This is a genomic window from Bacillus australimaris (assembly GCF_001307105.1).
GTDB lineage: Bacteria > Bacillota > Bacilli > Bacillales > Bacillaceae > Bacillus > Bacillus australimaris.
Genome location: NZ_LGYN01000001.1, coordinates 385,142 through 409,583 on the forward strand (window position 1 = coordinate 385,142; position 24,442 = coordinate 409,583).

Genomic DNA, 24,442 nt, shown 5'->3' on the forward strand with positions numbered 1-24,442 from the left:
AAGTGAATGGGTATTGAACGTATTTAATCTATTGATAAAAGGAATTTACTCACCAAAAGATATTGCAAAAGCAAGATTTACAGGGATCGGAAAAGCGATTTTATTCATTTTTATCCTTTCGATCATCGCAGCAGTTCCTCAGGGGTATCATATGAGTCAGGAGATCTCGAATGCGATGTCAGGATTTCAGCACGTGATCAAAAAAGATTTACCCGAATTTTCAATTGAAAAAGGAAAGCTACAGGCCGATCAAAGTACACCGATAGAAAAAGAAGAAAACGGCATCACCATCATCTTTGATCCTGCTGAAAAAATAAAAGCAAGTGAGCTTGAATCAAAGCAAACCGCCATCGCTTTATTAAAGGAAAAAGCAGTGATTGCCATTGATGGGCAAATGACAGATATTCCATACCAGCTCCTTGGTGGAACACTGACAAAAGACGAGCTCGCTCGCGTCACAAATCAGAACCAAGCAATTATTATCCCGGTCATCTGTGTACTGCTATATCTATCAACTGCGGCTCTCATGTTTATCAGCGCAACATTCCTTGCGATGCTAGGTACATTTATTAAACGAATGCAGCAAAAAGAGCTGTCCTTCCAAATGCTTTGGAAGCTCTCTGCTTATTCACTCACATTAACAACGGTCTTTTTCGCGATCATGAGTGCATTAAACACGCCTGTTGCAAACTCATTTTTATTAAATTGGGTCATTAACTTTATCTTCTTATATCTTGTGGTAAAAGAAATACCTGCAAAAAAATAAACCGCTTGTCGAATTCAACAAGGGTTTGTCTACACATTGAAAGCTCCTCCGACTTGGAGGAGCTTTTTATGTATGCTCATGCTCTATAACTCGTCTGGATGGATGATGGCAAACAAATAGTGATCCTCCCACACTCCATTAATCTTTACTTTTTTACGATTCAGTCCCTCATTTTCAAAACCTGTCTTTTCAAGCACTCGAATGGAACCCATGTTATCCGGCTTCACTCCTGCCTCAATTCGATGGAGATTCAATTCAAAAAAGGCATAATCAATGATTAAACGGATTGCCTCGGTCATATATCCATTTCCACCTTGCTTTTGATCGAGGACATACCCGAGCAAAGCTCCTTCTATCGGGCCTCTTACGACTGAACTTAATGAAATCGTCCCAATTAAAGCATCTGTTTCATTTAAGAAAATACCGTGCATGTAAGCTTCATCTTGTGCACTTCTATGTACGCTGCGCTGAATACGTTCAATTTGACGAGGTAACGTGAAGAAATCATCGTTGACCAAAGGTGTAAATTGCTGAAAATATGAACGATTCTCAAGCTCTAATGTTAATAGTGATTCTGCATCATGTTCTGTTAATGTTCTCACATATATATGCTGACTAACTTTCTTCATAAGATCTCCCCCTTTTTTTATTTTATCATAATAGCCCTATGAGGATGCTCACCTGTTGCTTCAGCCTCCAGATGACATTCACAAACTGGCATCTGTTATCTAACTGTTTTTTTATTACAAGACGAACTAGAGCGAACTAGAACCCCTCTTTCCAGCTTTTCTCCTCTTTTTGGTTCTATCATTTCAGGACATGCATAGACTGAAGTAAACTCTTAAAAGCGGTGAGTAAAATGCGGCGAATTCTTTTTTTACTAATCAGTTTGTTTGTCCTCTTCATTATCTTTTTTGATTTAAAGAATGGAACCATTCCTGTTGAGGAAAATCAAGCCGTCCCAGCAAGTGCTTTTCAAACAGCTGAGAAAAAGACATATAAGAACGTCACTGTTAAACAAGGTGAAACGGTCCTCTCCATTGTCCATACAAGCAAGCCCCTCGATGATGTCATTAAGGATTTTGAAGAGCTGAATCAAGGGGTTAAAGCGAACGAAATCCGAGCAGGCAGCACATATAAGTTTCCGGTCTATAAGAGATAAAACGTTAATTCCTTGTCATTCATACAAAGAGACTGTTACAATATGAACTGTAAAACAAGACGTACATAGCAAATGATTGCGTGTACACTAAGGAGCGATTGACAAGTGAGTGAAGTCACACATCGTACTAAAACGCGTCCCGTCAAAGTGGGACCTTTAACTATAGGTGGAAATAATGAGGTTGTCATTCAAAGTATGGCAACAACCAAAACACATGATGTCGAAGCGACAGTCGCTGAAATTAAACGTTTAGAAGAGGCAGGCTGTCAAATCGTACGTGTCGCATGTCCAGATGAGCGTGCAGCAAATGCGATTGCGGACATAAAAAAACAAATCAACATCCCGCTTGTTGTGGATATCCATTTTGACTACAAGCTTGCACTGAAAGCGATTGAAGCAGGAGCAGACAAAATCCGAATCAATCCAGGAAACATCGGAAGAAGAGAAAAAGTCGAAGCAGTTGTCAAAGCAGCAAAAGAAAAAGGCATTCCGATTCGTATCGGGGTAAATGCCGGCTCATTAGAGAAAAAGATTCTTGATAAATACGGCTACCCAACAGCAGATGGTATGGTCGAAAGTGCACTGCATCACATTAAAATTCTAGAAGACCTAGACTTTCATGATATCATCGTCAGTATGAAAGCATCTGATGTCAACCTTGCAATTGAGGCATACGAAAAAGCGGCGAAAGCCTTTGATTATCCTCTTCACCTTGGGATTACAGAATCAGGTACGTTATTTGCAGGTACAGTGAAAAGTGCAGCTGGACTTGGCGCTATTTTGAATATGGGAATTGGGAACACACTCCGTATCTCATTAAGTGCTGACCCTGTTGAGGAAGTAAAAGTAGCACGTGAATTGTTGAAGTCATTTGGTCTTGCAGCAAATGCAGCAACACTGATTTCCTGCCCAACTTGTGGACGAATTGAAATCGACCTCATCAGCATTGCAAATGAAGTTGAAGAATATATCTCCACCATTAAAGCACCGATTAAAGTAGCAGTTCTCGGCTGTGCTGTAAACGGTCCAGGTGAAGCCCGTGAAGCAGATATCGGCATCGCAGGCGCTAGAGGCGAAGGATTATTGTTCCGTAAAGGTGAAATTGTTCGTAAAGTACCGGAAGAAACAATGGTGGAAGAACTGAAAAAAGAAATCGATAAAATCGCTGAAGAACATTATGCGAAAATGGAAGCTGAAAAAGAAAAACAAGCGAATGCATAACAAAAAACGCCTGACGTCATTGTCAGGCGTTTTTCTGTTCTTGTTAAAAGAACGGGGTGATAAATATGCCTAGGATGACGGAAACAATTCCGATCCCGATTGACCACGCGCCAAGCGCATGTGCTCCTTTTCTTCTTGCAATATAACCAACGACGATTGCCGCTACTCCTAATAGCACCGGCAAGACAAATAATGAGATAATCGCAATCGCGAGTGCTGTATAGCCTATCCCCTTACTGCCTGAATCGTCACCTGCATGGTCTCGTTCTCGTCTGCCTTCTCGATCTCTTGATGCTTGATATGGCTCTGCAATTTCAGCAGCTGTTTCCTCTAAATAGCCATCATCATTACTAAAGTGTGTGTCGATTTCACGGTCATTTCTTCTGAAATCCTCGTCTCTTTCCATGATCAATTCCCCCTTTTGGTTAATAGAAAGGAGCTTTTTTAGTATGAGCAAAAATGTCTGTTTCATGTTTGCTAAAACTTGCTGGAATTGTGAATTGATTATGTTACACTTTAAGAGTATAAAAATGAGGAGTGTGGGCATGTTACGTTTAGGAATTGATATTGATGGTACAGTGACGGCGCAGGATACCTTTGTTCCCTACTTAAATGAGTCGTTCAAATGTGCCATGACACTAGATGATATGACAGAGTATGATTTGACGAAGCTTTTGAAGATTTCTCAAGAAGAGTTTTGGGGCTGGATGAATGAGCATGAGCCTCTTATTTATAAACAGGCAAAGCCTGCTGAGGGTGCAAAAGAGATCCTCGATCAATTGAAGCAGCAGCATAGGCTGATTTATATTACAGCAAGAAGACAGCAGCATGCAGATATCACCTACAAATGGTTTCAAGAACACCATGTGCACTATGATGACATTGAGCTCGTTGGCGGTCATCATAAGCTGGAAGCCGTTCAAAAGCACAAGATTGATGTATTTTTTGAGGATCATCATGGCAATGCCACAATGATTGCAAAAGAGGCTGACATTCCGGTTATTCTTTTTAACTCCCCTTATAATCAAATGCCTGTTGACGACAGGATTATTCGCGTCAAGAACTGGCAGGAAGCATCTCAATGGATCAAACAATACGAGCAGCGTCTGCAAACTGCTTATTAAGGTAGAAAAGCCGATACATTTAATGTATCGGCTTTATATTATTGACAAATGGCTAACATGATCTTGATTTTAGCCATTTGTCTTCTTTTCAGCGTGATAGAAAACCTTTGCAGTCTAGGAAGGGCGAGCACTGGCGCGGAGCGAATTTAGCATTCGTGAGCACCAGCGCGCAGACCTGGCAAAGAATGTGAGGGTTTGCCTACGCGCTGAAGCCGATTCATTTAATGTTTCGGCTTGTTTGATGGAGCAAGGTGTCCTTCTTTCATTAGAAAATGGTACAGTGCCCCCTTCATGCCTGCTTGATTCAAGTAGTAGCAGGTTTCCAGCTTCACCTGAATGTTCTTCCATGCATGCAGTGTATGTAAATGTTTTTCAATGTTTGATAATAAATCCGGCCTTGCACTGACGCCTCCGCCAATGAGAATTTTCTCTGGGTTAAGGACAGTTGCTACATTGTAAATGCCAATGGCAATTCGCTTGTACCACTGATTCACCAACTCTTCAATGACCGGATCACGCTTCGCCTTTTCAAAAATCTCTTGACCGTCTATTGGAGTACTTTGGGGAATTCCTTGCTTTTCTCTATAGCTTCGAATTAATCCAGCCGTTGATGCACTGCTATTTAGTGTAGTAAATTGTCCGTTTTCCGTTTCAGTCAGCATCATGCCAAATTCACCGCCGCGAAAGGAAGCCCCGCGTACAAGCTGACCGCCAGCGAAAATACCACCGCCAACACCTGTACCAAGCGTCATACAAATAAAGCTGTCACACTCTTTCGCATGGCCACTATATTTTTCTGCAAGAGCTGCACAGTTCGCATCATTTTCGACTTCCACACGAAGAGATGTTTTCGCTTCTAAAAGTGTTTTTACATTTTGACCATTTAAGGCAATAATAGCTCCTGCAAATTCTGTATAACCTGTATCACTGTCCACAAAGCCCGGAAGACTAATGGCAATTCCGCTGACATCCGACGTTCTCTGATATTGCTTGACCACATCCGCCATCGCTTCTAAAAACGGTTCAAGCTGCCGGCAGTTCGTTTCATAGTCACCGCTCGTGACAAGCTCCCCATCTTGATCCATTAATCCATATTTTGTTCTCGTCCCGCCTACATCGAACACGACATAATATGCCACTTTTGACCCCTCCCTTTACTTCAAAAGACACAAATTGCTTCAGTACCTTGTTCTCATTTTAATGAAACAGCCGTCCTTTGTAAAACGTTTTCAAAAAGACAAAAGAAAAAGCCAGCTCTGCGGCTGGCTTTTTTATGAGTGGACTTCCTTCGGTTCGCAGGAAGGACAAGTTCCGTATATTTCAAATTTATGTCCGCTAATATGATAATCCTCTAAATCAGCGTCTAGCTTGTCCATAGGACAGGCATCGATCTCCTTTGTTTTACCGCATGCAAGACAAATAAAGTGATGGTGATGATGGGAAAAAGAACATTTAAATCGAAATAGTTTCTCCCCTGATAATTCCGTTGTTTCTAATATTCCAAGGTCTTCATACAGTGACAGGTTTCGATAAATTGTATCAAAGCTGAGACCCGGATAGTCTTCACTTAGTGCCGTTAGCACATTTTTAGCGGTCAAGTATTTATCAGAATCAGAAAACAATTGAAGCATATCTTCACGTTTGCTTGTATATTTGTAGCCTTTTTCCTTTAATAAATCAAGCGCTTCTTGTACGTTCATGTTGATTCCCCCTTCTGAATTTCCCAATACTAATACACCCAATTAAAATCAAGATGGACAGTATCACAATCGTTCCGCCTGGCGCTAAATCAAGATAATAGCTCAAGATCAGTCCAGCCAATACAGACAATTCACCAAACAAGATCGAAAGGAAAATCGCCTGTTTGAATCCTTTGGCTATGCGGATACTTGCCGCAACAGGAAGCGTCATGAGCGCAGACACAAGCAGTGTACCGACGATACGCATGGATGCCGCAATGACAAGTGCGACGACTAATATAAAAATAAAATGAATCCATTTTGCTGAAATACCAGAAGCCTTTGCATGCTCTTCATCAAAAGAAAGCAAAAATAGTTCTTTATATAAAAGCACAACAACTAACACAACAACAAGTGAGATCCCCACAATAATCCAAAGATCAAGTCTTGAAACCGCACTGACACTTCCAAACAAATAACTAAACAAATCTGTATTAAAGCCATTGGCTAGTGAAATGAAGATGACGGAAATTCCAATACCACCTGATAAAATAATGGGAATAGCAAGCTCCTGATAATGCTTATACACAGAGCGCAGTCGTTCAATAAACAATGAGCCAGCAACAGAAAAAGCCATCCCTAAGTAAAGCGGGCTCACCCCTGTCAACAGGCCAAACTTCTTATCAAGGAATAGGCTTGCGGCAATACCGGCAAGTGATACGTGACTGAGGGCATCTGCAATGAGCGAGAGCCTTCTTACGACAATAAATACACCAAGTAAGGGCGCAATAAAACCGATCAGCATTCCTGCGATAAATGCATTTTGTAAAAATTCATAATGAAAAAATGGAAATAGCATTATTCATGTCCCCCATGATGGTGATGGTCGTGGTCGTGATGAATCACTTGAATGTCATGCCCGTAAAATTGAGATAACGCCTGATCATCCATTGAATCAAATGTTTCTGCATCTCCATGGAAATGCAGTCTCTGATTTAAACAAGCCACATGGGTGACTTTATCAGAAACGGTGCCGACGTCGTGTGTGACGAGAATTAAAGACATTCCTTTTTCTTTGTTCAACGTTTCTAAAAGCTGATAAAAGCTTTCTACAGTCCGCTGATCTACCCCAACCGTCGGCTCATCTAAAATGAGCAGCTTCGGCTGACTGACGAGCGCACGGGCAATAAATGCACGCTGCTGCTGACCACCTGAGAGCTCACCGATGTTTTGGTGCTTTAAATCTTGTATACCAACTGAGCGAATAGCATCTTCAACTTGCCATTTATCCTGCTTGCTCATTCGTTTGAATAAACCAATTTTCGCGGTTAGTCCGCTTGCAACGACCTCGTATACAGAAGCAGGGAAACCCGTATTAAAACTATTCGCCTTTTGAGAAACAAATCCAATTTGATCCCAGTCTCTAAATTTTGAAACAGGAGTGCCAAATAGCTTTAATTCACCTTGCTGTGGTTTAATAAGCCCAAGCAGGCACTTTAATAAGGTTGTTTTACCAGATCCATTCGGTCCAACAAGTGCTAGAAAGTTTCCTTCCTCTACTGTTAAATGAATGTGATCAATGACATTTCGCTGCCCATATGAGTAAGAAATGTCCTTCATTTCAATAATTGGCTTTGCCATGAATCTTTCCACCTTTATCAATATAAAAAGAATGATTACGATTTATACAACAAAAAGAAAATGGCTTTTGCCATTTTCTCTGTCCATACATACATTTCATTATATAAAAGAAAGATAAAAAAGTAAAATAAAAGCTAATGAATGGCTGTTTTGAACTTTCCGCCTTTTGTTTCATGCGTATCCATAATCGTAATAAATGCTTGACCATCAATTTCAAATACAATGGATTTCAGCTTTGTAATTTCAAGTCTTGTGACAACGGCATAGATGACATCTTTTTCTTCATCTGTATAGCCGCCTTTTCCTCTCAGCTTTGTCGTTCCCCTGCCAAGTCGATGCAGAATAGCATCTGAGATTTCATCATAATAATCTGATACGATAATGACAGCTTTTGTTTCATCAAGCCCTTGAATAACAGCATCAATTGTTTTCATTGCCAAATAATATGTCATGACAGAATACATTGCCTGCTCTGGTCCGAAGACAAAGCCCGCCCAAATAAAAATGAACACATTGACGATCATAACAAACTCACCGACGGAGAAAGGAATTTTTTTCGTCAGAAGAATTCCTAAGATCTCTGTTCCATCCATTGAGCCCCCATTACGAATGACAAGTCCAACACCAAAACCAAGTAATAGCCCGCCAAATACAGTGGCTAAGATCGGCTGCGTTGTAAATGCCTCTACATGATGAAGTGATGATTCCATCACGGCTAAGCTGACAATCCCAATCACAGTGGAAACAAGAAACGTTTTCCCAATATGCTTGTATCCTGATATCATAAATGGAATATTCAAAATGACAACAATCGTCGCAAAATTAATGAATGGGTTATCTGTAAAAAGATAATCCAAAATAAGCGAAATACCGATGATGCCTCCATCAATAATATTGTTTGGCACTAAAAATAATTCAATGCTGACTGCTGCACATGCAGCTCCTACTAGAATCAGAAAAATTCTCAAAATAAAATGAGGCACTGATTCCTTTCTATGCTGTTTACTATTTGCCATACGTTCTCCCTTCTACACATGTTAAATTTTCAATGAACATTTTATCCACTTTACTATTTTATCATTTAACAGAATAAAATAAAATTTTTTGCACATTTTCCGTTTTCGCCCATACATTGTTACAGAGGGGAGGAATGGAATTGATTTTAATTCAAAAAATTGTTCTGCAACGGCTCAATCAGATCACAGCAAATGATCTGTTAAGGTATGCGAAACAGTATGGTGTCAGTTTAACGTCTCATCAAGCTGCCGAGGTTGCCAAACTCATGAATGGGAAAAATGTCAATATTTTTAATGATTCAGAGCGTAACCGCCTTCTTAAACAAGTGGAAGCGATTACTTCTAAACAAACAGCACAGACTGTGAATGATCTGTTCAACCAGTTTACAGGTTAAGCAAAAAAAGGGCCGCATTTAGCGGCACCTCATCATGTTGCATGTTTTTTTACTGACCTGTAATTTTATCTAGTAAACCTTTATCAAATTGCTTTTCCTTCAACATGGCAATTTCGAATTTGTAAGGTGGTTTTTTGTTCTTTTTATCTTCACCTACATAAGGCGTTTCTAGAATTTTCGGCACATCTTGAAGCTGAGGGTGATGCACAATATAACTCAGTGCATCGAAGCCAATTTCACCAAAACCGATATTTTCATGTCGGTCTTTTCTTGCGCCTTGAACGTTTTTACTGTCATTAATATGAAGAACTTTGATTCGATCAATACCGACGATCCGGTCAAATTCTTCTAACACACCATCAAAGTCACTCACAATCGGGTAACCAGCATCGTGCGTGTGACACGTATCAAAGCAGACAGAAAGAGCTTCGTTATGTGTCACTCCATCGATAATTTGAGCAAGCTCTTCAAAGCTTCTCCCGCACTCTGATCCTTTTCCTGCCATTGTTTCAAGGGCAATTTGGACCTCTTGCCCTTTCACAATAACTTCGTTTAAACCTTCAATGATTTTTTGAATCCCTGCTTCTGCCCCTGCTCCAACATGCGCACCTGGGTGAAGAACAATTTGCCTTGCACCCAGCGCTTCCGTACGCTCGATCTCAGAGCGCAGGAAGTCTACGCCAAGCTCAAATGTCGCAGGATTCACAGTGTTTCCAATATTGATAATATACGGAGCATGAACGACGATATCTGTCATGCCATGCTCTTTCATATGTGCTTGGCCAGCTTCAATATTGAGATCTTCAATTTTTTTACGGCGCGTGTTTTGCGGTGCACCTGTATAAATCATAAACGTATTCGAACCATAAGAGGCAGCTTCTTGACTCGCTGCAAGAAGCATATGTTTTCCGCTCATGGATACATGTGAACCAATCTTCAACAATGTTTCCCCCTACTTTCCATTACGCTTTGACTTTCTACGTTCCTGTCTTTTGATTTTATCCATCTCACGTGTCATTTTCTTTTTATATCCAGGTTTGACGGCTTTCGGTTTTCTCACAAGACGTTTTGCTTTCTCTTCAATTTCATTTGGTGCCTTTTTACGTCTTTGACGCTTCAAACGGTCATCTGCATCTCGCCATTCGCCATGAACAATCGTTTTGTTTTCAAACACAACGCCCATTTTCTCAATTTGAATGAGTGCATCCTCATCCGCAAGCTCATAAATGGTCATGGCAATGCCAGATGAACCAGCACGAGCTGTTCTTCCTACGCGGTGAACATAAAAATCAAGATCAGATGGAAGTTCATAGTTAATCACATGACTGACGCCTTTAATATCAATCCCGCGTGCTGCAAGATCAGATGCCACAATATAAGTGAACTCCAGATCTTCAATTTGTTTCATGACTTTTTTACGTTCTCGCGGCGTTAATCCGCCATGAAGCACACCGATTTTCATTCCTTTTTCTTGTAGGAACGATGCGATTTCATCAACAGTTGTTTTTGTATTGGCAAAAATGATCCCTAAATAAGGCTGTACATTCGTCACCATTTCATGAAGCAATTTTAATTTATCACGCTGCTTAGACGGGACTAAAATATGCTGAATGTTTTCAGCTGTAATCCGTCTTGGCTCAACATGCGCATATTTAGGATTGTCCATATATTTTTTCAGGAAAGGCTTTAGTTTTTCTGGAATGGTTGCAGAGAAAACGAGCATTTGCAGCTGTTCTGGCATTTGGGCGCCAATACGATCCACGTCTTCTAAAAATCCCATATCCAGCATTAAATCCGCTTCATCAATGACAAGAGAGGTCGCTTTGTAAACATTCAGCGCCTGCTCATGAATGAGGTCAGCAATACGTCCAGGAGTGCCGACAACCAAATGCGGTTGGTTTTTTAGCTTTTGAATCGATTTCTGCTTGTCCGTTCCGCCAATGTAAAGCTTTGCTTTGATCTCTTCTTCTGGAGAGGCATTTTTTATAATGGTTTGGGCTTCTTTGAAAATTTGATTCGCTAATTCTCTTGTTGGTGCAGTAATCACCACTTGTACCTGTTCTTTGCTTGGATCAATTGAATGAATCAGCGGCAATAAGTACGCATGGGTTTTTCCTGTTCCAGTTTGTGACTGCCCAATTACACTTTCTCCTTTTAAAACAGCAGGGATAATTCTTTTTTGAATATCAGTCGGCTCATAAAAGCCCAGTTCATGAATAGCATCTATAATAAAAGGCTTTAATTCATATGTCGTAAATTTCGTTTCTTTCATGTTTTCACTCCTTAAGGCAATGCCTTTTTGCTCATCTCCTCATTATAGCTGATTTTCAGCAAAAAAACCATGTCCGCTTTTCTTACAGGAAACCAATTGTTGCTTCCTTGCATAACCTATGAAGAGAAAGAGAATGCAGTAAGGGAGGTACAAGTATGTTAGGGCAAAGGCCTATGGGCGATTTTCAACCGCGCCGTCCCTCACGCCGGCACCTTGGAAATGGCGGACAACCCGGAATGTTAAGGAGGCAGCAGGCTCCTATCGAACAGCCTTTTCAAGGGCAAGGGAATCCGTTTCAGCAAATGATGCCCCGCTCCCCGTCTGTGCAGGGAGGCGGTTTACGCGGAATGGGCGGAATTCCAGGAGGCGAGAGCCGTGCACTAGGCGGCGGAGCAGGAATTAAAGGCATGCTCTCTAAATTCCTTCCTGGCGCAGGAGGAGCAGGAGTCTCTGGAGGCGGTGCGGGATTACAAGGAATCCAGAGCTTCACAAATCCGGCGACCCTTTCAAGCATGTTAGGAAATGTGCAAAAAGTGCTCGGGATGGCGCAGCAATTTACGCCAATGATTCAGCAATACGGTCCTTTAGTGAGAAATTTGCCTGCGATGATTAAACTGTACAGTCAGCTCGGCAGTGCGGATGATGACGAAGCAAATGATGATGATGCAGAATCAAAAGAGATCAGTGCGGAAACGGAAGCGCCGCAAGAAGATGCATCAACTGACGAAATAGAAGAAAACGAAGAACCAGAAGACATCCTCGTCAAAAAAGCAGTCCCTCACACATCACCTGCTCCTAAAGCAAAACCGAAAAAAAGATCGGGCAGCTCTGTTCCAAAACTATATGTCTAGTGATCTTTTAACGGCGAAGTGTACACCGCGTATAACAATCTTTGATATATACGCTTACTTTGGCTATAATGGAAGCAAGAGAATGATAAAAAGCCGTTTTTTACGGCTTTTTATATTGTTCTTCTCTAGCAGCACTTCCCTACAGGAGGACGAATAAATGAATGTAATTAAAATATCGCCGCGTGGCTATTGCTATGGCGTTGTGGATGCAATGGTCATTGCTAAAAATGCCGCACTTGATAAAAACTTGCCACGCCCAATTTATATATTAGGTATGATTGTGCATAACAAGCATGTCACTGATGCCTTCGAAGAAGATGGGATTTACACACTGGACGGACCAAACCGCTTAGACATTTTAAAGCAGGTTGAAAGCGGAACAGTTATTTTCACGGCTCACGGTGTTTCTCCTGAGGTTCGTCAGATCGCAGAAGAAAAAGGCCTTGTTGCCATAGATGCGACCTGTCCCGATGTAACGAAAACTCATGAACTCATTTCAGAGAAAACAGCCGATGGTTATGACATTATTTATATTGGGAAAAAGGGTCATCCTGAGCCAGAAGGAGCTGTTGGAGTAGCCCCTGACAAGGTACATCTTGTCGAAACAGAAGCCGACATTGAGGCGCTTGATTTAACATCAGATAAACTGCTCATCACCAACCAGACAACCATGTCCCAATGGGATGTCCACGATCTGATGGAGCTTATTAAAGAAAAATACCCTCATGTCGAGTATCATCAAGAAATCTGTCTTGCCACACAGGTGCGCCAGGAAGCTGTTTCGCAGCAAGCTGGTCAAGCCGATTTAACCATTGTTGTCGGTGATCCAAAAAGCAACAACTCCAACCGTCTCGCACAAGTATCAATGGAGATTGCTGGAACGAAGGCTTACCGTATTGGTGACCTAAGTGAGCTTAAGCTGGAGTGGCTTCAGGACGTCAAAACCGTTGCGATTACTGCTGGTGCTTCAACACCAACACCTATTACAAAGGAAGTCATTCGTTTCTTAGAAAACTATGAACCAGATGATGAAACGACTTGGAAGATTGAACGGACGGTTCCTCTTTCTAAAATATTACCTCGCGTCAAAACAAAAAAATAAAAAAGCGTCAGAGTGAATATGCTCTGACGTTTTTTGTTTACATAAATTGAAATGGATTTGTGTTTGATTCAGAAATAAAGAGCTGTACGTCATATTTTTTATCCGCACATAACGATTGAAGCTTCGCCTTTACGCCCTCTTTCATGATCTTTTCTGCATAATGCCCTGGGTCCACTACGTTCAGTCCAAGCATCATGGCATCATGAGCGACATGAAAATAAAGATCTCCTGTCACATACACATCGGCGCCCATTCTTTTCGCTTGATGGATGTATTTATTTCCGTCTCCGCCAAGCACAGCCACTTTTTTCACAACAGCATCCTGATCCCCTACAAAACGAGCACCATTTACATCTAGCTTCGTTTTCACAAATTGCGTGAAATCTCTAAGTGTCATAGGCTCTTTTAGCTCTCCAATACGGCCAAGACCTTTTTGAATAGGTGCAAGATCTGTCGTATGTACACTATAGGCGACTTCTTCATAAGGATGTGCTTTGATCATTTCACGAATCACTTGTTTTTCTATACTTGCTGGGAAAATGGTTTCAATCCGCACTTCTTTCACAAATTCTAATTGGCCCGGCTCACCAATAAACGGCTCAGCTTCTTCTGATGGCAGAAAGCTGCCTGTCCCTTCATTTGAAAACGCACAATGGCTGTAATTGCCAATATGGCCGGCGCCCGCATTGCCTAAAGCTGTTCTGATGGCCTCCTCAAATTCATGCGGGACATAAAGAACAAGCTGTTTGATTTGATCTTCGTATGTCGGCACTAACACACTTGTTTCTTCAAGCTCTAAAGCCTCAGCAAGCAAGTCATTGACTCCTCCATCAGCTACGTCCAAATTCGTATGTGCCACATATACTGCAATATCATGCTTGATGCATTTCTCAATGATCCGTCCAGCTGGCTGATCTGTCGCTACATGTTTTAATGGACGGAAAATCGGCGGATGGTGAGCAATAATAAGATCCACTTTTCGCTCGATCGCCTCATCTACTACATTCTCTAAAACATCCAAGGTGATCATGACATTGGTTACTTTCTTATTTAATGTCCCAATCTGGAGACCAATTTTATCACCTTCCATAGCAAATGCCTTTGGTGAAAATTGCTCAATTAATTGGATAATCTCATGCCCATTTACTGTTTTAGCCAACAGTCAAAACCTCCTTTAGCATCTTAATTTTCGCATTCAGTTCTTCAAGGCGCTCTTTGTTTTCTTCTGCCCGCGCTGCCTGCTGAATTTGATTTTCTATCTTCTCCATATGCTGAAGCTCTTGCATCCACTTGCGCCGGAAGACGTCATTTTGCTCTTTCGCAAGAAACGGGCCAACCAGCATGCCTGCTTCCATTGACATCCCTTCGTAAGCTTTATCTTTGTCGCCTTTTTCGGCGATCAGGATTTCGTATATTTTGCCGTCCTCTTCTAAAATGACTTCATCCTTCAATTCATACCCCTCTTGATAGAGCCATAAACGAATATGGTGAGCATGGATATTCGGCTGAAGAATGAGCCGCTCACGGCCTGTGAGCTTATGCTTGCCTTCATTTAGAATACTTGTGATGAGCGCCCCGCCCATACCTGCAATCGTCACTGCACTCACTTCGCCTTTTTCAATGACTTCAAGGCCATTTCCTTTTCTGACCGAAATTTGTTCATCTAATTCAAGTCTATGTACTTGCTGCTGTGCCGATTGAAGCGGGCCATCTGTAATTTCACCAGCAATGGCTTTCACTGCTTTTTGATGCAGGATCGCATAGCATGGCAAATAGGCATGGTCTGAGCCGATATCAGCAAAGACTGCCTCATGTGGTAAAAAGTCGGCGACTCTTTTTAATCGTTTGGATAAATTCATTTCATTCATACGTATCACTACTTTTCTTTAATGTTCATACTTGTCTATCTTATATAAATTATGGACTTTTTAAAAGTCGTTTTCAAATGAAAAAAGCTCTTCTTTTGAAAAAGAGCTTTTTGTGTGAGATTATTTAATTTTAGACACCCATTCCGCCATTTCATCTAGCTTTTCATTCGGAATCAACCCGCCTGGCATCCCGTTGCCGCCTTCTTGAATTTTCTTCTTGATGTCTGCTACTTCAAGCTTGTCTCCAACGCCCTTTAATGCAGGACCTGCGCCGCCTTCATAGTTTTCCCCGTGACAGCTTAGACAGTTCTGTTTATATAATTCTTCCGGCGTTGCATTTGCTGTCTCTTCTTGCTTTTGCTCTTCGCCCCCAGAGGCGATTTTGTCTTCATCTTTCAGCCCCTTCATTGATAAGAAAAAAGTGAGTCCAATACCTAAAATGGCAATCAATAAGAATGGTATAAGTGGATTCCGTTTCATTTCTTTCATCCTCCCCTTTGTGAAAAACCCCTTTGAGACTATGCAAACAATTCTAATTCTACTTTAATTTTACAAAAAGTAAACGAATTATGATACAAAACTTTGGTCAAGTTCACAGATTAGACAAAAATGAATCAAGAAGAGAAATGAAGCCTTCAGCACATTTTGATGTATTTTTTATACATCTTTTCTCTAAGAACGTTGCAAATTCATTTGTTATTCAGTAAAATATAATCAGATTGAAAAAAGCGTTTTCATTTTTGATAAGAAAGAACGGATCTCTTTCAAGATCCGTCCGGTTTCTACTCTAAGAAGTCTTTTAATCGTTTACTTCTGCTTGGGTGTCTTAATTTACGAAGAGCTTTCGCTTCAATTTGGCGGATACGCTCTCTTGTTACGCCGAACACCTTACCAACCTCTTCTAACGTGCGTGTTCTTCCGTCATCTAGTCCAAAACGTAGTCTCAGCACATTTTCTTCACGGTCCGTTAGCGTGTCTAATACATCTTCAAGCTGCTCTTTTAAGAGTTCGTAAGCAGCGTGATCAGATGGAGATGTCGCCTCTTGGTCTTCGATAAAATCACCAAGATGCGAGTCATCTTCTTCACCAATAGGTGTTTCTAAAGATACAGGCTCTTGCGCAATTTTAAGAATCTCTCTTACCTTTTCTGGAGTTAAGTCCATGTCTTCAGCAATTTCCTCAGGCGTTGGTTCTCTGCCTAGATCTTGCAGAAGCTGTCTTTGAACGCGGATCAATTTATTAATGGTTTCGACCATATGAACCGGAATCCGGATTGTTCTCGCCTGATCGGCAATTGCACGCGTGATCGCCTGTCTAATCCACCAAGTCGCATATGTTGAGAATTTATATCCTTTGCGGTAGTCAAACTTCTCAACTGCCTTCATCAGACCCATGTTTCCTTCTTGAATCAAGTCAAGGAACAGCATACCACGACCAACGTAGCGTTTTGCAATGCTGACAACGAGACGAAGGTTTGCTTCCGCTAATCTTCTTTTTGATTCCTCGTCACCTTCTTCGATCTTTTGAGCATACGTAATTTCTTCTTTAGCAGATAACAAATTGACGCGTCCGATTTCTTTTAAGTACATACGAACAGGATCATTAATTTTGACACCTGGAGGTACGCTTAAATCATTCAGGTCAAATTCTTCTTCTGCTTTAGCCAGCTGCTGAACATTTGGGTCTTCTGTCTCTTCGTTTTCACTAATGAGCTCCACACCCTGTTCGCCTAAGTATTCATAGTATTCATCCATTTGGTCTGATTCAATTTCAAAGCTAGACATACGCTCTGCAATTTCTTCGTATGTTAAAACGCCCCGTTTTTTACCCGTTTCAGTGAGCTTATCTCTCACCTGTTCAAAGGTTAATTCAGTTTCGGTTTCGTGGGCTTGTTTATCAGCCATTATGGATCCCTCCTTCCAAAGCTTGCAACGAATTCTAAAATAACTTGCGATTTGCTTCCGCTCTGCTTTTCTCTCTCTTTCAAACATGAGCCAAGCAAATAGGAATAAAATAAATAATGATGAAGGCAAGATGCTTGCGGTCTTATGCTCCTCCCGTAAAGGATTCATTGCCAGCCGTAAGTCCTGTCATTAATAATAGACGTATTACTTCAGCGAACGATTCAACTGAATAATTTCTTTTGCAAGTGTTGCCGCTTTGAAGAAATCTTTTTGCCTCTCCGCTTCTGCACGTTCTAGTTCTTTTTCCTTTATCATTGACAAATTCCGATGATTCAACACTTTTTTTACATAATCACTTAATTCAGCTTCACTTAACTCGTCTCCGACTTGAATCATCAATATATCCGTCAAAAGCTGATTCATAACATCATCTTCTATACGGTTCATCAAGTGCTGCGGCGTTGGTTCTCTTCCCTCTTCATACAAGGCATAAATGTACGTTGCCAGCGCCCTGTGAGAATCTATATTAAATTCAATCCCGACTCTGTCAAGCACTTTGCGGATCACATCATCGCTTTTTAACATATGAGCAAGCAGCATTCGCTCTGCATTTTCATATGCCGGTCGAAGACGCTTTCTTCTTACTTGTGTTGACAGATGTGCACGCCTTTTTTCAAGCCCGTTTTCTTCCTGCGTGCTTTTGGCTTCTTGCCTCTGCTGTTTTTCAAACAGCTCTAGTTGTTCTTTTAATGAATCAAGTGAGATCGAGAACTCTCCAGCAAGCTGTTTCATGTAAATCTCTTGCTCCAAAGAGCCGTTTAACCGGCTGATTTCTCGAAGAACCTGTTTCATATAAGCAAGGCGGTCTCCTTCGTCTGATAAATTCTTTCCTCTTCGGAAAAAATTCATCTTAAACGTCATTAATGTCACACTTGCATCTATGATGTCATTCCTAAATTTCTCGCCGCCATATTTACGAATGTAATCATCTGGATCAAGTCCATCTGGTATCATGGCAACGCGAACTTTACATCCTCTTTTCCCAAGCAAATCTGACGCTTTCATGGTCGCTTCATATCCGGCTGTGTCAGAGTCATAGCAAAGGATAATCTCTTCTACGTTCCGTCTGAGAAGCTTGACATGCTCTTCTGTAAGAGACGTACCCATTGTTGCAACACTTTCGCCGACACCTGATGTGACAGCTGAGATGACGTCTGCAAATCCTTCGAAAAGAACCGCACGTTCGCGTTTACGAATGTGCATACGCGCGTCATGAAAGTGATAAAGCAGCTTACTTTTATGAAAAAGTGGCGTTTCAGGACTATTCATATATTTAGGCTGCTGATCACCAAGGGATCTTCCGGAAAAAGCGATAACTGTCCCATGATGATCATGAATGGGAAACATGACACGATCTCTAAATCGGTCAAAAAAGCCTGTGCCGTTTTCACGTTGAATCAAAAGACCTGCCTTCTCCATCATCACAGGATCAAACCCTCGTTTTTCTAAAAACTTGGTCATAAAATCCCAAGAATCAAGAGCATAACCGATCTCAAACTTGGCAATTGTTTCGTCTGTAAAGCCTCTGGACCGTAAATAATCGAGTGCGCTTTGACCTTCCTTTGTATTTACCAGCAAATGGTGGTAAAATTTCTTAAGAAGCTCATGGGCCTCAATCATTTTATGATCTGCCGTGTCCTCTTGCTGAGAGGAACCAATCTGAGCAGTCGCTACATGATCAGGCAAATCAATATGGTACTTATCAGCAACATGTGAAACGGCCTCAATAAATGAGTAGCCTTCCATTTGTCTGAGGAACGAAAACACATTACCTCCTGCACCACAGCCAAAACAATGGAAGATTTGCTTATCTGCTGAAACAGAGAATGAAGGAGTATTTTCACCATGGAATGGACAAAGACCGAAGTAATTTCGACCTTGCTTTCTAAGCTGTACGTATTCTCCAATCACTTCGACAATGTCTGCGTTTTTTTGGATCTGCTCCAAAAGTTCATCTGGTATACGTTTGCTCATCCTATTAACACTCCGTCGTACATTATTCGCCTTTTAATTCAAAAATCCTTCATGATTCGACAGGATTTTTTGTAGTTGCGCCATAAATCGCTTCTTATCCTCTTCTAATAGCTTTTTGGGACCTTTTCCGTATACACCTTTTCTTCGCTGTTTGCTGGAAACATGCCTGCGTTCCAAATCAAAATCAATTGTTTCGTTTGTGTACATTCGTCCTCTTTCAGACAGAACAATGACCTGTCTCGGAAGCAGTAAGGAGGCAAGACCAATATCTTGTGTAACGACAATATCATGTGCGGCAGCTGAGTTCGCAATGACTAAATCCGCTGCTTCTTTATGTGTATCTACAAACCGCCAATCTTCAAGTGGAGATCTTTTGGTTTGAAAATGCTCATATGAAGCAATGAATGTCACTGGTACTTGAAATTGAGATGCGACAGAAAGGATTTCGTCTTTAACAGGACAAGCATCTGCATCGACATAAATCGTCCTCTCTTTTTTACGTTCATTCAGGTGACTAATTCTCCATCCCTCCACCTTATTCCTGCTTTAGAGAAGCAAAAAGACCATACTTTTCCCCCATAAAGCAATCAACAGTAAAACTCATTTTGTCGAAAAGTTATGTTCAGAATCACTTGACTTCTGCCAATATTAGTTTATTCGTTCTTGACTTAACTTAAACCTAAAATCAATCATTTTATCACAATTTTTTATTATAATACAAATGCAGCAAATATGCTATTGTTTTTGCTTACCCGTTTCCCACCATAGGAAAAACCCAGGAGGAGCATCCTGAGTTTATTCGGAACCTCTTTTGGTCAGCATTTGATGAATGACATTTGCCGTTTCCTCAACTGCTTTATTCGATACATCAACGACTTGGCAGTTAATGCGGTCAACCACTTTTTCGAAATACTCTAGTTCCTCTTTAATCCGCTCAATGTTCGCATAGATGGCACGATCATTTAAACCAAGAGATTTTAAACGCTCTTTACGAATATGATTTAGTTTGTCTGGACTAATTTTCAGACCAATACATTTCTTTGGATCAACTGAAAATAGCTCCTCTGGCGGATCTACTTCAGGAACGATTGGAACGTTTGCGACCTTCAATCGTTTATGCGCCAAATATTGAGAAAGTGGTGTCTTAGACGTACGTGATACACCAATGAGCACGATATCAGCCTTAAGAATGCCTCTTGGGTCTCTGCCGTCATCATACTTCACAGCGAATTCAATGGCTTCTACCTTTTTAAAATAGTCCTCATCTAATTGACGTACACGACCCGGTTCTTGTTTCGCTTCATTTCCATATGCGGTCTCCATTTTATCAATGAGTGGACCGATGATGTCATAATAAACGACGCCGTTTGCTTCTGCTTCTTCAATTAAGAATTGACGCATTTCTGGCACAACAAGAGTAAAGCAAACGATCCCGTTATCTGCTTTCGCCAGTGAAATGACTTCTTTAATCGTACCAACATCCTCTACATACGGGATTCTTCTAATATTTGAATGGTCTGATGAGCCGCCATCAAATTGGCTAAGTGCCGCTTTGACCACGAGCTCTGCCGTTTCTCCTACTGAATCTGATACCACAAAAATTACGCGATTACTCATAACATCCCCTCGCAGTCTTCTGTCATTAAATTATTTCATTCTCCGATAAGCTAACAAGTATTTTCGTCATGTTTGTTTTCGTAATTCTACCGACCACTTCAAAGCCTTTATCCGTATCTTTTATCACAGGAAGTGCATCTATTTGCTTTTCAATCAAGTGCTTCGCCACATCCATAATGAAATCTTCTTTGCGGCAAACGGTGATGTTCGGCATTCTTGTCATAATAATATGGACAGGGATAGATGGAAGTTCCTGTTTCCCTATACTTGCACGAAGGAGGTCTTTTCTTGATAACACACCTGTTAAAATAGAGTGATCGTCCACAACGAATAATGTGCCCACATCCTCTAGAAACATCGTACAAATCGCATCATAAACCGAAACATTCTCATGTATCACCACTGGAATGGATTGAAAATCTTTCACTTGAAGTTTTTTCAGCTTATCTGCGAGAAGCTGCGTGCCTGTTTTTCCTGTGAAAAAGTAGCCGACCCTTGGTCTTGCTTCTAAAAAGCCTGACATTGTTAAAATGGCTAAATCCGGTCTGAGGGTCGCCCTAGTTAAGTTCAGCCGATCGGCGATATGCTCTCCAGTGATCGGACCATTCTCTTTGACAATCTGTAAAATCTGCTCTTGCCGTTTATTTAACTCGATTGTACTCACCACCTTTAAATAGAGAGAGCGAATCTTTACTTTATGTATATCATTTTCATAACTCATCATATTATAGCGCATCTTTGTCCGAATGAAACAAAAATCCACTCAAAAACCGTGAATTAAATGAGTAAAAAACGATTGCCCTTCGAAAAAAGGCAACCGTTCTTAGGTATTTATTTTACAATTAAATTGTTCATATTCGCAAATGATTGAATGACTCTAGCTAATTTGACCATTTGTGCCAAACGATTTCGCTTCAGTTTTTCATCATCCGCATGAACCATTGTGTGATCGAAATAATGAACAATTGGTGCTTTTAACGTATCCAGCGCCTCAAGTGCTAAGTTGTATTGTCCTGCTGCTACATGTTCCTTGACAGCTGACTCTACTTGCTGATACGCCTCAAATAGCTTTTGCTCATGGTCATTTTCAAACAGTTCAGGCTGAATCTCTGCGTCTTCCCCTTTTTTACTGATTGAAATGACGCGTCCTAATGCTTCAGCAGTTTCTTTGAAGCTATCTTGTTTCACACTCTCTTCTAGAACTGCTGCTTTTTTGACGACTGCATATGGCTCAATATTTTCAACATCCAGCACTGCATCGACAACATCATGACGAATATGCTCTGCTTGAAGTACATATTTTAAACGCTGCGTCAAAAATTCAATGAGGGCAGCTTCATGTTCTGTCTCTACTTGAGCAAGTGCTAACAGCTCTTTAAATGAAATATTCCAATGACGGTCAAGTAGAATTTGCACGATACCGCTTGCTTGTCTTCTAAGTCCATAAGGGTCTTGAGAGCCCGTTGGAATCACATCAATTGAGAAGAATGAACAAATAGAATCGAGTTTATCCGCTACTGCCACAATCGCACCAATCAAAGTGGATGGCGCTTCGTCACCAGCAAAACGCGGCATATAGTGCTCGTTGATGCTTCTTGCCACTTCTTCATGTTCACCAAGTGCTCTTGCATATTTCTCACCCATGATCCCTTGTAATTCTGGGAATTCATAGACCATTTGCGTCACGAGGTCAAACTTCGAAATACTTGCTGCTCTTGCCACACGTTTTGTCGTTTCGTCATCTGCTCCGACATGCGCCGCTAAACGAGTTGCAATGTCTGTCACTCTCTTCAGCTTATCGCCAATTGTTCCAAGCTTCTCATGGAATACAACCTTATCAAGCTTTTTAATATTGTCTTCAATCACTAGTTTTTCGTCTTCTTTATAGAAGAAGGCAGCATCTGATAAACGCGCGCGAAGTACTTTTTCGTTTCCTCTTGCGACATTTTCCAGCGCCTCACTATTTCCATTTCTAACTGTTATAAAGTGCGGCAATAATTCCCCTTGCTCATTTTTCACAGGGAAATAGCGCTGATGCTCTTTCATTGTCGTCACCAATACTTCTTCCGGCAATGCAAGGAACTCTTCTTCAAAGGAACCAAATAACACAGTTGGGTATTCTACAAGATCGTTAACCTCATCTAATAGCTCAGGATCAACAGGAATGACCCAGCCCTTTTCTGAAGATAGCGCATTGAGCTGCTCAGTAATTAATTGCTTTCTTTTATCTGAATCTGCAATCACAAATTGATCGTTTAATGTTTGCTCATAAGAAGCAGGCGAATCAATGCTGGCTGTCGTACCAAGGAAGCGGTGCCCTCTTGTCTCACGTCCGCTTTTCACCCCAGCAATTTCAACAGGTACAATCTCTTGTCCAAATAAACAAACAATCCATTTAATCGGACGGATATAGCGTAAATCTTCGCTTCCCCATCTCATGTTCTTAGGAAAACTTAATGAAGCAGCGATCTCACCTAACGCTGGCAGAAGGTCTTTGACTTGCTTACCTTCTTGAAACTTTTGGACATGGACATAGTCCACTCCTTTGATCTCTTTGAAATAGAGATCATCTGTTGAAGCACCTTGGCCACGAGCAAAGCCTTCGGCTGCTTTAGTCCAATTACCTTCAGCATCTTGGGCAATCTTTTTAGCTGGGCCTTTTGCTTCTTCTTTGATGTCTTCTTGTTTTTCTGCGACACCTTTCACGAGTACAGCAAGACGTCTTGGTGAGTTGAATAAAACAGCCTCTTCGAATGAAATATTTTGCGCTTCAAACCATGCTTTTACTTTCTCACCTAACTGCTTCGTGCTTTCTGGCATGAAACGAGCGGGCATCTCTTCTAAGCCGATTTCGAGTAATACATCTTGTTTATTCATGAGAAGCCGCCTCCTCTTTTAGCATAGGGAATCCCAGTTTTTCGCGTTCTTCATAATATGTTTTGGCTACTTTTCTTGCTAGCTGACGGACTCTTCCGATATAGCCAGTTCGCTCAGTCACAGAAATAGCACCCTTTGCGTCGAGCAGGTTAAACGTATGAGAGCATTTGAGCACATAATCGTATGCCGGGTGCACAAGCCCTTTGTCCATTTGGCTGTGCGCTTCTTTCTCATAGGTCGTAAATAGCTCAAACAGCATGTCAGTATTAGATGTTTCAAATGTATAAACAGAGTGCTCATATTCAGCCATTAAGAATAAATCTCTAACCGTAAATCCGTCTGTCCACTCAAGATCAAAGACATTTTCTTTGTCCTGAATGTAAGAAGCAAGACGTTCAATACCGTATGTGATTTCAACGGAAACGGGCTTACATTCTAAGCCGCCGACTTGTTGGAAATACGTGAATTGCGTAATTTCCATTCCATCAAGCCATACTTCCCAGCCAAGTCCTGCACAGCCAAGAGATGGGTTTTCCCAGTTGTCTTCTACAAAACGAATATCATGTTTCAGCGGGTCAATGCCAAGCGCCTTCAATGATTCAAGATACAGTTCTTGAATATTGTCAGGTGATGGTTTAATGATCACTTGAAATTGATGATGCTGATACAATCTATTTGGGTTTTCTCCATATCTGCCATCAGCCGGGCGTCTTGAAGGCTCTACATACGCTACCTTCCACGGCTCTGGGCCGATGCTTCTGAGGAACGTGTATGGACTCATCGTTCCGGCACCTTTCTCTGTGTCATACGCCTGCATTAAAACGCAGCCTTCATTTGACCAATGCTTTTGCAGCGTCAAAATCATGTCTTGAATATTCAATGATCGCACCTCCATCTTTTCTACACCAACCGC

General features: G+C 41.2%; 26 protein-coding genes. 7 read left to right on the top strand and 19 right to left on the bottom strand.

Annotated elements, in window-relative coordinates; all coding sequences use genetic code 11:
- Positions 1-13 precede the first annotated feature (13 nt).
- Positions 14-766, top strand: a complete 753-nt coding sequence (locus AKG37_RS02070) for a DUF1189 domain-containing protein (protein ID WP_060697358.1) — start codon at positions 14-16, stop codon at positions 764-766.
- Positions 767-849: 83 nt separating this feature from the next.
- Here the strand turns inward: AKG37_RS02070 and AKG37_RS02075 are convergent, their stop codons facing one another.
- On the bottom strand, positions 850-1,395 hold the full coding sequence (locus tag AKG37_RS02075) for a GNAT family N-acetyltransferase (RefSeq protein WP_060697359.1): 546 nt from the start codon (positions 1,393-1,395) through the stop codon (positions 850-852).
- Between the two features lie 230 nt (positions 1,396-1,625).
- On the opposite strand from AKG37_RS02075, the gene AKG37_RS02080 reads away from it, so the two are divergent.
- Positions 1,626-1,928 carry a hypothetical protein gene (locus AKG37_RS02080; RefSeq protein ID WP_060697360.1) on the top strand — a complete coding sequence of 101 codons (303 nt, stop codon included), beginning with the start codon at positions 1,626-1,628 and terminating at the stop codon, positions 1,926-1,928.
- A gap of 105 nt (positions 1,929-2,033) precedes the next feature.
- Positions 2,034-3,149, top strand: coding sequence for a flavodoxin-dependent (E)-4-hydroxy-3-methylbut-2-enyl-diphosphate synthase (gene ispG / locus AKG37_RS02085; protein ID WP_034319549.1), 1,116 nt, complete (start codon positions 2,034-2,036; stop codon positions 3,147-3,149).
- A 43-nt stretch (positions 3,150-3,192) separates the two neighbouring features.
- Here ispG and AKG37_RS02090 read toward each other — a convergent pair whose 3' ends face one another.
- The gene (locus AKG37_RS02090; protein WP_060697361.1) at positions 3,193-3,555 is read right to left on the bottom strand and encodes a DUF308 domain-containing protein; all 363 of its coding nucleotides are present in this window, start codon (positions 3,553-3,555) and stop codon (positions 3,193-3,195) included.
- A gap of 139 nt (positions 3,556-3,694) precedes the next feature.
- On the opposite strand from AKG37_RS02090, the gene AKG37_RS02095 reads away from it, so the two are divergent.
- Entirely contained in the window at positions 3,695-4,273 is a 579-nt protein-coding gene (locus AKG37_RS02095) for a 5' nucleotidase, NT5C type (RefSeq protein ID WP_060697362.1), read from the top strand.
- Between the two features lie 221 nt (positions 4,274-4,494).
- On the opposite strand, the gene AKG37_RS02100 is transcribed toward AKG37_RS02095, so the two are convergent.
- The 5 genes from AKG37_RS02100 to AKG37_RS02120 all read right to left on the bottom strand — a co-directional run bounded on the left by AKG37_RS02100 (position 4,495) and on the right by AKG37_RS02120 (position 8,609).
- A complete protein-coding gene (locus AKG37_RS02100) occupies positions 4,495-5,412 on the bottom strand; it encodes an ROK family protein (protein WP_060697363.1) in 918 nt (305 codons plus the stop codon).
- 132 nt (positions 5,413-5,544) lie between these two features.
- Positions 5,545-5,973 carry a zinc uptake transcriptional repressor Zur gene (zur, locus tag AKG37_RS02105; protein WP_012010595.1) on the bottom strand — a complete coding sequence of 143 codons (429 nt, stop codon included), beginning with the start codon at positions 5,971-5,973 and terminating at the stop codon, positions 5,545-5,547.
- Positions 5,951-6,811, bottom strand: coding sequence for a metal ABC transporter permease (locus AKG37_RS02110; RefSeq protein ID WP_060697364.1), 861 nt, complete (start codon positions 6,809-6,811; stop codon positions 5,951-5,953). Before AKG37_RS02110 ends, zur begins: the two co-directional genes overlap by 23 nt.
- Positions 6,811-7,593 (bottom strand): metal ABC transporter ATP-binding protein, encoded by a 783-nt coding sequence (locus AKG37_RS02115; RefSeq protein ID WP_060697365.1) that lies wholly within the window; start codon positions 7,591-7,593, stop codon positions 6,811-6,813. The genes AKG37_RS02110 and AKG37_RS02115 overlap by 1 nt, the downstream gene beginning before the upstream one ends.
- Before the next feature lie 134 nt (positions 7,594-7,727).
- A complete protein-coding gene (locus tag AKG37_RS02120) occupies positions 7,728-8,609 on the bottom strand; it encodes a YitT family protein (RefSeq protein WP_060697366.1) in 882 nt (293 codons plus the stop codon).
- A gap of 140 nt (positions 8,610-8,749) precedes the next feature.
- Here AKG37_RS02120 and AKG37_RS02125 point away from each other — a divergent pair, with 140 nt between their 5' ends.
- The gene (locus AKG37_RS02125; protein ID WP_060697367.1) at positions 8,750-9,004 is read left to right on the top strand and encodes a DUF2624 domain-containing protein; all 255 of its coding nucleotides are present in this window, start codon (positions 8,750-8,752) and stop codon (positions 9,002-9,004) included.
- Positions 9,005-9,053: 49 nt separating this feature from the next.
- Here the strand turns inward: AKG37_RS02125 and AKG37_RS02130 are convergent, their stop codons facing one another.
- Both AKG37_RS02130 and AKG37_RS02135 read right to left on the bottom strand, forming a co-directional pair.
- Complete coding sequence (locus AKG37_RS02130) at positions 9,054-9,947, bottom strand: deoxyribonuclease IV (protein ID WP_060697368.1); 894 nt, start codon at positions 9,945-9,947, stop codon at positions 9,054-9,056.
- Positions 9,948-9,956: 9 nt separating this feature from the next.
- Positions 9,957-11,276 (bottom strand): DEAD/DEAH box helicase, encoded by a 1,320-nt coding sequence (locus AKG37_RS02135; RefSeq protein WP_060697369.1) that lies wholly within the window; start codon positions 11,274-11,276, stop codon positions 9,957-9,959.
- Between the two features lie 155 nt (positions 11,277-11,431).
- On the opposite strand from AKG37_RS02135, the gene vrrA reads away from it, so the two are divergent.
- Positions 11,432-12,127, top strand: coding sequence for a VrrA/YqfQ family protein (gene vrrA, locus AKG37_RS02140; RefSeq protein WP_060697370.1), 696 nt, complete (start codon positions 11,432-11,434; stop codon positions 12,125-12,127).
- Between the two features lie 157 nt (positions 12,128-12,284).
- Positions 12,285-13,229 carry a 4-hydroxy-3-methylbut-2-enyl diphosphate reductase gene (locus AKG37_RS02145; RefSeq protein WP_060697371.1) on the top strand — a complete coding sequence of 315 codons (945 nt, stop codon included), beginning with the start codon at positions 12,285-12,287 and terminating at the stop codon, positions 13,227-13,229.
- A gap of 37 nt (positions 13,230-13,266) precedes the next feature.
- Here AKG37_RS02145 and AKG37_RS02150 read toward each other — a convergent pair whose 3' ends face one another.
- From AKG37_RS02150 to glyQ, 10 genes are all read right to left on the bottom strand, one after another.
- Positions 13,267-14,388: a Nif3-like dinuclear metal center hexameric protein gene (locus AKG37_RS02150; RefSeq protein WP_060697372.1), complete on the bottom strand. Its 1,122-nt coding sequence runs from the start codon at positions 14,386-14,388 to the stop codon at positions 13,267-13,269.
- Complete coding sequence (locus AKG37_RS02155; protein WP_060697373.1) at positions 14,381-15,097, bottom strand: tRNA (adenine(22)-N(1))-methyltransferase; 717 nt, start codon at positions 15,095-15,097, stop codon at positions 14,381-14,383. Before AKG37_RS02155 ends, AKG37_RS02150 begins: the two co-directional genes overlap by 8 nt.
- A 120-nt stretch (positions 15,098-15,217) precedes the next feature.
- A complete protein-coding gene (gene cccA / locus AKG37_RS02160; protein WP_044139406.1) occupies positions 15,218-15,577 on the bottom strand; it encodes a cytochrome c550 in 360 nt (119 codons plus the stop codon).
- A gap of 302 nt (positions 15,578-15,879) precedes the next feature.
- On the bottom strand, positions 15,880-17,001 hold the full coding sequence (gene rpoD / locus AKG37_RS02165; RefSeq protein ID WP_008342392.1) for an RNA polymerase sigma factor RpoD: 1,122 nt from the start codon (positions 16,999-17,001) through the stop codon (positions 15,880-15,882).
- A 204-nt stretch (positions 17,002-17,205) separates the two neighbouring features.
- Positions 17,206-19,035, bottom strand: a complete 1,830-nt coding sequence (dnaG, locus tag AKG37_RS02170; protein WP_060697374.1) for a DNA primase — start codon at positions 19,033-19,035, stop codon at positions 17,206-17,208.
- A gap of 33 nt (positions 19,036-19,068) precedes the next feature.
- Complete coding sequence (locus AKG37_RS02175; protein ID WP_024423016.1) at positions 19,069-19,569, bottom strand: YaiI/YqxD family protein; 501 nt, start codon at positions 19,567-19,569, stop codon at positions 19,069-19,071.
- 261 nt (positions 19,570-19,830) lie between these two features.
- Positions 19,831-20,652: a pyruvate, water dikinase regulatory protein gene (locus tag AKG37_RS02180; RefSeq protein ID WP_060697375.1), complete on the bottom strand. Its 822-nt coding sequence runs from the start codon at positions 20,650-20,652 to the stop codon at positions 19,831-19,833.
- Between the two features lie 25 nt (positions 20,653-20,677).
- Complete coding sequence (ccpN, locus tag AKG37_RS02185) at positions 20,678-21,316, bottom strand: transcriptional regulator CcpN (RefSeq protein WP_024423017.1); 639 nt, start codon at positions 21,314-21,316, stop codon at positions 20,678-20,680.
- Positions 21,317-21,483: 167 nt separating this feature from the next.
- Positions 21,484-23,529, bottom strand: coding sequence for a glycine--tRNA ligase subunit beta (gene glyS, locus AKG37_RS02190; protein WP_060697376.1), 2,046 nt, complete (start codon positions 23,527-23,529; stop codon positions 21,484-21,486).
- Positions 23,522-24,409, bottom strand: a complete 888-nt coding sequence (gene glyQ, locus AKG37_RS02195; protein WP_012010611.1) for a glycine--tRNA ligase subunit alpha — start codon at positions 24,407-24,409, stop codon at positions 23,522-23,524. The genes glyS and glyQ overlap by 8 nt, the downstream gene beginning before the upstream one ends.
- Between the last annotated feature and the right edge of the window lie 33 nt (positions 24,410-24,442).

Bases quoted from the DNA above. Each gene is read 5' to 3' on its own strand.
- AKG37_RS02080 (WP_060697360.1), top strand. From the start codon at position 1,626: ATGCGGCGAATTCTTTTTTTACTAATCAGTTTGTTTGTCCTCTTCATT.
- AKG37_RS02155 (WP_060697373.1), bottom strand. From the start codon at position 15,097: ATGAATGAAATGAATTTATCCAAACGATTAAAAAGAGTCGCCGACTTT.
- AKG37_RS02075 (WP_060697359.1), bottom strand. From the start codon at position 1,395: ATGAAGAAAGTTAGTCAGCATATATATGTGAGAACATTAACAGAACAT.
- vrrA (WP_060697370.1), top strand. From the start codon at position 11,432: ATGTTAGGGCAAAGGCCTATGGGCGATTTTCAACCGCGCCGTCCCTCA.
- zur (WP_012010595.1), bottom strand. From the start codon at position 5,973: ATGAACGTACAAGAAGCGCTTGATTTATTAAAGGAAAAAGGCTACAAA.
- cccA (WP_044139406.1), bottom strand. From the start codon at position 15,577: ATGAAACGGAATCCACTTATACCATTCTTATTGATTGCCATTTTAGGT.
- AKG37_RS02180 (WP_060697375.1), bottom strand. From the start codon at position 20,652: ATGAGTAATCGCGTAATTTTTGTGGTATCAGATTCAGTAGGAGAAACG.
- AKG37_RS02115 (WP_060697365.1), bottom strand. From the start codon at position 7,593: ATGGCAAAGCCAATTATTGAAATGAAGGACATTTCTTACTCATATGGG.
- AKG37_RS02120 (WP_060697366.1), bottom strand. From the start codon at position 8,609: ATGGCAAATAGTAAACAGCATAGAAAGGAATCAGTGCCTCATTTTATT.
- rpoD (WP_008342392.1), bottom strand. From the start codon at position 17,001: ATGGCTGATAAACAAGCCCACGAAACCGAAACTGAATTAACCTTTGAA.
- AKG37_RS02145 (WP_060697371.1), top strand. From the start codon at position 12,285: ATGAATGTAATTAAAATATCGCCGCGTGGCTATTGCTATGGCGTTGTG.
- AKG37_RS02090 (WP_060697361.1), bottom strand. From the start codon at position 3,555: ATGGAAAGAGACGAGGATTTCAGAAGAAATGACCGTGAAATCGACACA.
- AKG37_RS02135 (WP_060697369.1), bottom strand. From the start codon at position 11,276: ATGAAAGAAACGAAATTTACGACATATGAATTAAAGCCTTTTATTATA.
- AKG37_RS02095 (WP_060697362.1), top strand. From the start codon at position 3,695: ATGTTACGTTTAGGAATTGATATTGATGGTACAGTGACGGCGCAGGAT.
- dnaG (WP_060697374.1), bottom strand. From the start codon at position 19,035: ATGAGCAAACGTATACCAGATGAACTTTTGGAGCAGATCCAAAAAAAC.
- AKG37_RS02110 (WP_060697364.1), bottom strand. From the start codon at position 6,811: ATGCTATTTCCATTTTTTCATTATGAATTTTTACAAAATGCATTTATC.
- glyS (WP_060697376.1), bottom strand. From the start codon at position 23,529: ATGAATAAACAAGATGTATTACTCGAAATCGGCTTAGAAGAGATGCCC.